This is a genomic window from bacterium (assembly GCA_021372535.1).
Lineage (GTDB): Bacteria > Latescibacterota > Latescibacteria > Latescibacterales > Latescibacteraceae > JAFGMP01.
This window is the reverse complement of sequence record JAJFUH010000137.1, coordinates 1-5,353: the sequence shown is the minus strand read 5'-3', so window position 1 is coordinate 5,353 and position 5,353 is coordinate 1. Positions and strand designations below refer to the sequence as shown.

Sequence of the window (5,353 nt, the reverse complement as noted above, 5' to 3'; positions counted from 1 at the left end):
CTTGTGGCAAGAGAGGGGGCAGGGGGTGAGTTAGGGTGGAGAAAAGGGGTAACAATCAAATCTAAAACAATCCATATGCCGGTAAATGCCCTGTTTACAGGATATTTCGAACTTTTATAACAATTTTAACCGGACACTATTTACCGGAAGTAAAAAAAACATGGATTCCCGCTTTCGCGGGAATGACGGCTTGGTGCGCAGTTACACAGATTGTATCGAATCACCTTTATAGGGCTCGATTTCCGAAATATATTTCACTGTTTAATCGCCGGAGCAATAATAACAAAGACACAAAGAGATATAACAGGAATACACACGATGAAACCATACCGGTATTCGTGCATTGCAGGGCTCCCGATCCCCCTGTCCTTCGGACATCCCCCTTATCAAGGGGGAGCTTAACTGATTGCGTCTCAACGGAATATACCCCCTTCGGCAAGGGGGTCGCCACCAAAGTCGGCGGGGGGATTTATCTGTAAAGCCTCTATATGTAAACGGCCATTTCAGGAAAACAGAAGTCATTTTCATATTTTTCAGAGATTCCCTAAAACAAATCCGCGCAAATCCGGGTTCTATTAACCGGATCATGCTATTACCCGGAGAACCGGATTGTGTATCAGACCTGTTTCTCCTTCGTTTTCAGCTTATAGATTTCATCCCGAACAGCTGTTAATGACATTCCGCTGAAACTGAGGGCGCCAAAGCCGAAAATCCACAGGGGAATAGTCAACAGTAGAAATACTATCAATGAAAATCCCGCAGCCGTCGTTTTATCCACGCCGAAAAAGGTAAGCCCGAGAACACAGAAAAACTGGTACGATCCCACGTTTGACGGAGTATTGGGAAGCGCAGTTCCGATGTATACGATAAGAAAAACTGCCGACCCGATCAGAAACGAAAGCTCCAGGCCGTACGCAAGCATGATAAACCAGAAAGCAGCGAGCTGCAGAGAGAGGTAAAAAAATGAAACGAAAAAAGCCAGATAGAAGGAGCGCGATGTCCCGATGCCGCGAATACCATCGGTAAGACGGCGCAAAAGGGACAGTATTCTTCCGAAAAATTTCGGCTTCAGGTCTACAGGCGGTATTATATCAAAGGAACCCGTTTTTTTACAAAATACGATATAGATAAAAAGCCCGGTTGCGCCGAGGACGATTAAACCAAGAATATCACCAATCTCGATAATATCATGGGGCAGGGGAACAAGCATGGCTATGAGGCCTGTTACAATGGCGACCCAGATGCTGTCGAACAACCGTTCGACAACAATGGAGGGAACGACAGAGAAGAAATTGACGGAAGCCCATCGGGCAACCATATAAACCCTGACCAGTTCACCGAGACGCATGGGTATGATTTCATTGATAAAGAGACCGATATAAACAGCCTGCGTTGTTCTGACCACGGAAATATTTTTTACCGGACGCAGGAGATATTTCCACCGTAATCCCTGACAGACATAACTCAGAAGATCGATGAAAATAGCCAGAGCCACCCAGCCCCAGGAAATCGAAGCCATGTTTTGCCAGAGTGCTTTATAGTCGATATCGTGGAAAACCCATATGAGGCATACAGCAGCAAAAAGATATCCTAAGAGCTGTTTGGTTTTATCTGCGGCTGTTTTTTTCAACGGTAATGATGTTTCGTCTGCAGGGATGGTTTCTCTATCCATTTCGGACCTGTAAATTTACGTTTCTTTCAATTCCGATACTTTCCCTATGGCAAGAGCGAGCCGCGGCAGGTCGAGCGTATTTTTATAAATCAGATACCGGGGTTCCCATGAAGTGGCGTATTTCGCTTTGTATTGTTTCAAGCCCCGGAAGCTGAAAAGGAAATTCAGGTTCTGGAAAAAGAAGTGAATGGAGCGCTCCTCAAGGGATGCATCCTCATTTTCCTGAAAACCGGACATCGGGGCCATACCGAGATTGAACCGTTCGGCTCCCTTTTCCCTGAGATAGCCGAAATAGCTGACGAAGATAAAATCCATGATTCCATTGGGGGCATCTATCCGGTGCCTCATGAGATCGGCTGTCACCTCACCCTTTCGGTACGACGGGATGATATTTATGTATCCCAGCAGTTTCCCGTCCCTGTCAGCTGCCGCAAAAACCGGAGTAGACTGGACATAATATTGTTCGAATTTACCGAGTGTAAAACCCCGTTCGCGGCGCCCCGGGATTTTCAGCCAATCGTCAGAAATATCTTTCAATTCTGCGAGAATAATTTTAGGAATGGGAGGATCATAGTGGACAGTATGAATTCCGCTTTCTTCCAGTTGATTGAGTTTCTGCCTGATTTTCTTTTTTTCACGGCCTTCGAGAGTGAACTGATTGAGGTCAATGATTGCATCATCTCCGATTTTCAGATTTCTGAATCCAAGGCGGTTGTAGACAGGCAGGAAATCGGGAATCGTCTGGTGAAATCCGATACCCCAGCCGTTTTCCTGACAGAATTCGGCGAAATCGCGGATAATCCCCTCTATTTCATCTTCCGGGCCGACCGGGTCACCTAAAGCAAGCGCATAGTTCCCTCCGACGCGGTATGCGATGAAGGTTTGCTGCGTCTGAGAAAAAAAGAACGATTTATCCGGCCAGAATTTATAATAATCGAGCGATGAACGCCCGTGATTCGTCACAATTTGCCGTGCGAGCTCGCGTTCTCCCGGGAGTATCCTGAAAATATAAATTACCGGCCTGAACAGTGTGAACAGTGAATATACCAGGGCTGTGACGGTAACCAGGTACAGCGAATCGAGAAACCACTGTGCATGATGTGTGTGCGGGACTATACCCGGGTCACCCTGGAGTGAAAAGAACAGGAGCGTTTCGCGAATGGAATTGGATATGGTGAAATTGATTCCGAACTGTGAACGGTCGAGAAACCAGAAACCGGTAATTCCATAAGCCAGCGCAATCAGCAGGGAAATGCTTACACGGATAACTCCGGTCTGGATATCGGGAGTGCTGCTTTTTACGGTAAATTCTTTTCTCGAAAGGAACAGCATCACGGCCAGAAAGAGCGAAAAAAGCGCCTCTTCATAATCGAGGGATTTTGACATATGAAACACTATCGATAAAATCGCCAGTGTCAGAACACCTTTGAATGCCCGTTTTTTGCGATTATAGATGTTGATGGAGGAAATAACGAGAGCAAAACCTATGAGAACGGTAAGAAACCGTGAGAGATTGAGGAATTCGAGAGGAAAAACATTCCGGAGGAGCGCCATACGTTCGGGCAGCCCCGGGCCGATGACCGAATTAAGATTGACCAGTCCGCTGCCGAGGGTTATCAATGCGGCAACCTTGACGGCAATTGACCGGGGGATGATGATGAGGAGACGACGGTTGAGGGATTTCAATTCATCCATGGTTGTATATACCAGTCGTGGTGTATTTCCCGATTATTTCTTGATTGCAAACCGTTTTGATTGGCCCGGATATCATGGTGTCAGCGGGCTTTTACCCATATCTTTCGATGTTGCGAGCGCGATAACCCTTCCCTCGGTGCCGACCGCGCAGTAAAAGTGATACACAACGCCATCATGTTTGATAACCCATGGTTTATGGGCATACTGTTCGTCCCATTGTTCTGTTGGCGCTACGAGGTCCGGACCGGTCCATTTTGTCCAGTGCACAAGGTCGTTCGAGCAGGCAAACGTGTCGAATGCCTTTGGCCGCCAGAAAGCGCCGAAATAGAACATGACCCAGACATCCCCGATACGGGTGATCTGCGGATCGCCCGAAATCCCTGCGCCATTGTCGATGACCGGCTCGGCGCCGTACCGTCTCCAGTGAACCATGTCATCGGAGACTGCCATGCCGATACGCTCCGCATCACGCGCCTTGCCGTTGTAGTACATCACGAAGGGAGAACCGAGCGTTTTTCCGCTGTCCCTGATAACGGTGCTTTTATAGAGCGTGATGGTTTCCCACCAGCGGGTGCCGCTCTGGCCGGGGTGCAGAACGGGATTTTCGGCCAGACGGTGCCATGCTGCCGCCTCGGCCGGTTTCCGTGTCCACGCCAGACCGATTGCGAGCGGGTCGGTTTCATACCCCTTCAACGCACCGCCAAGATAGGAGAGCCAGAATTTACCATCGTATCGTGTCAATTCGTACGATCCTCCCCATGTGTAGTCCTGGAGGGCGACATATCCGGCAGCCTGCATATCGTCCCATCCGCCGCTGCCCTGGCTCAGAATTGTTCCGAGAACTCTCCACGAAAGGAGATCGTCGCTTTCCGCGAGCATGGTTTCATACCCCGTGCTGTTGAACACGATATACATCATATACCATTTCCCCGAGTGCCGGAACACGCTCGGGCAGTCGATTTTCGTACCGTCCGCGCCCTTGAGAACGATGCCGTATTTGTATGGGGTTTTCACCTCCCCGTAAATGCGGGCCATGGTCTCAGGCGGGACGATCTTTACGGATGACTCGCGGGTTTCTCCCATGGCTTCCGGTATAAAAAGAACGCCCAGAAAAAGGAGGGTAAAAAATATTCGTATCCATCCCCGAACTGTCATCAGACTGTCCCGTATGAGGGCGGTGAAAAAATATCTTTTTTCACGCGCCCGATGACGAAATATATTGTCTGTTCGCTGTCAAGGGCATGTAAATCGGCACTTTGTGCCGACCCTTGACAGCTTATATCCACACGTGCGGTGTTTTTCACCGGACTTTTAATGAATTATACAATCCGGTTTTCCAGTTAAATCAGCTAACATGATTGATCCCCCTCGGCTTCGCCGTGTCCCCCTTATAAAAGAAAGGGGGATGAAAGTGCCCCAGAAGCCGTTCCCCCCTTAAAAAGATGCCGCAGGAAGGGGGGATTACATACTATCAGAAGAAATTTTCAATTCTGATTAAAAAGGTTTTCTATGCTTATCAAACTGGATAACCGAATTATACAATTTTACATCATACGATATGAGAACTGCGAACCCTGTATTGGTTCACCGTGTTCTACTTTTTATTCTTCATCTGATACCGTACCAGCCAACGCCGTATGGATTCCGAATAGGGGAGAGCATCATCCCCGCCGAGCGAATCGAGGCTCACCGCTCGCCCGGTGAGACGGGAAACGTTCGTGGCAACAAGCGCCCGGTGTTCCTCGAGAATCGCCTCGTACGGACGCGGAACAGTCCGGAATGCATAGAAATCGTGAAGCGCTGTGAACATATAATCGAACAGGTTGCCTCCCGCCGAGAATACTTTATTCTCTCCGGCCGCGTACACATCGATATGGTATCCCCCGGGATGGGCGCCGAGATGATTCATTCCCACTATAGGCGGCTGACCCTCACGCGGTTTGTAGGTCAGAACGCAGAGCGAAGTGCCGAGGGGTTTCTTCTCGT

At 48.8% G+C, this 5,353-nt stretch carries 4 protein-coding genes; all 4 read right to left on the bottom strand.

The window, feature by feature from the left end; all coding sequences use genetic code 11:
• Nucleotides 1-616: 616 nt before the first annotated feature.
• Nucleotides 617-1,672 carry a flippase-like domain-containing protein gene (locus LLG96_12590; GenBank protein ID MCE5251047.1) on the bottom strand — a complete coding sequence of 352 codons (1,056 nt, stop codon included), beginning with the start codon at nucleotides 1,670-1,672 and terminating at the stop codon, nucleotides 617-619.
• A gap of 15 nt (nucleotides 1,673-1,687) precedes the next feature.
• The gene (locus LLG96_12585; protein ID MCE5251046.1) at nucleotides 1,688-3,367 is read right to left on the bottom strand and encodes a phosphatidylglycerol lysyltransferase domain-containing protein; all 1,680 of its coding nucleotides are present in this window, start codon (nucleotides 3,365-3,367) and stop codon (nucleotides 1,688-1,690) included.
• 72 nt (nucleotides 3,368-3,439) lie between these two features.
• Nucleotides 3,440-4,522, bottom strand: coding sequence for a glycosylase (locus LLG96_12580; GenBank protein MCE5251045.1), 1,083 nt, complete (start codon nucleotides 4,520-4,522; stop codon nucleotides 3,440-3,442).
• A gap of 439 nt (nucleotides 4,523-4,961) precedes the next feature.
• The coding region (locus LLG96_12575; GenBank protein ID MCE5251044.1) for a hypothetical protein at nucleotides 4,962-5,353 on the bottom strand (392 nt) is incomplete at its 5' end.

Bases quoted from the DNA above. Each gene is read 5' to 3' on its own strand.
- LLG96_12590 (MCE5251047.1), bottom strand. From the start codon at position 1,672: ATGGATAGAGAAACCATCCCTGCAGACGAAACATCATTACCGTTGAAA.
- LLG96_12585 (MCE5251046.1), bottom strand. From the start codon at position 3,367: ATGGATGAATTGAAATCCCTCAACCGTCGTCTCCTCATCATCATCCCC.
- LLG96_12580 (MCE5251045.1), bottom strand. From the start codon at position 4,522: ATGACAGTTCGGGGATGGATACGAATATTTTTTACCCTCCTTTTTCTG.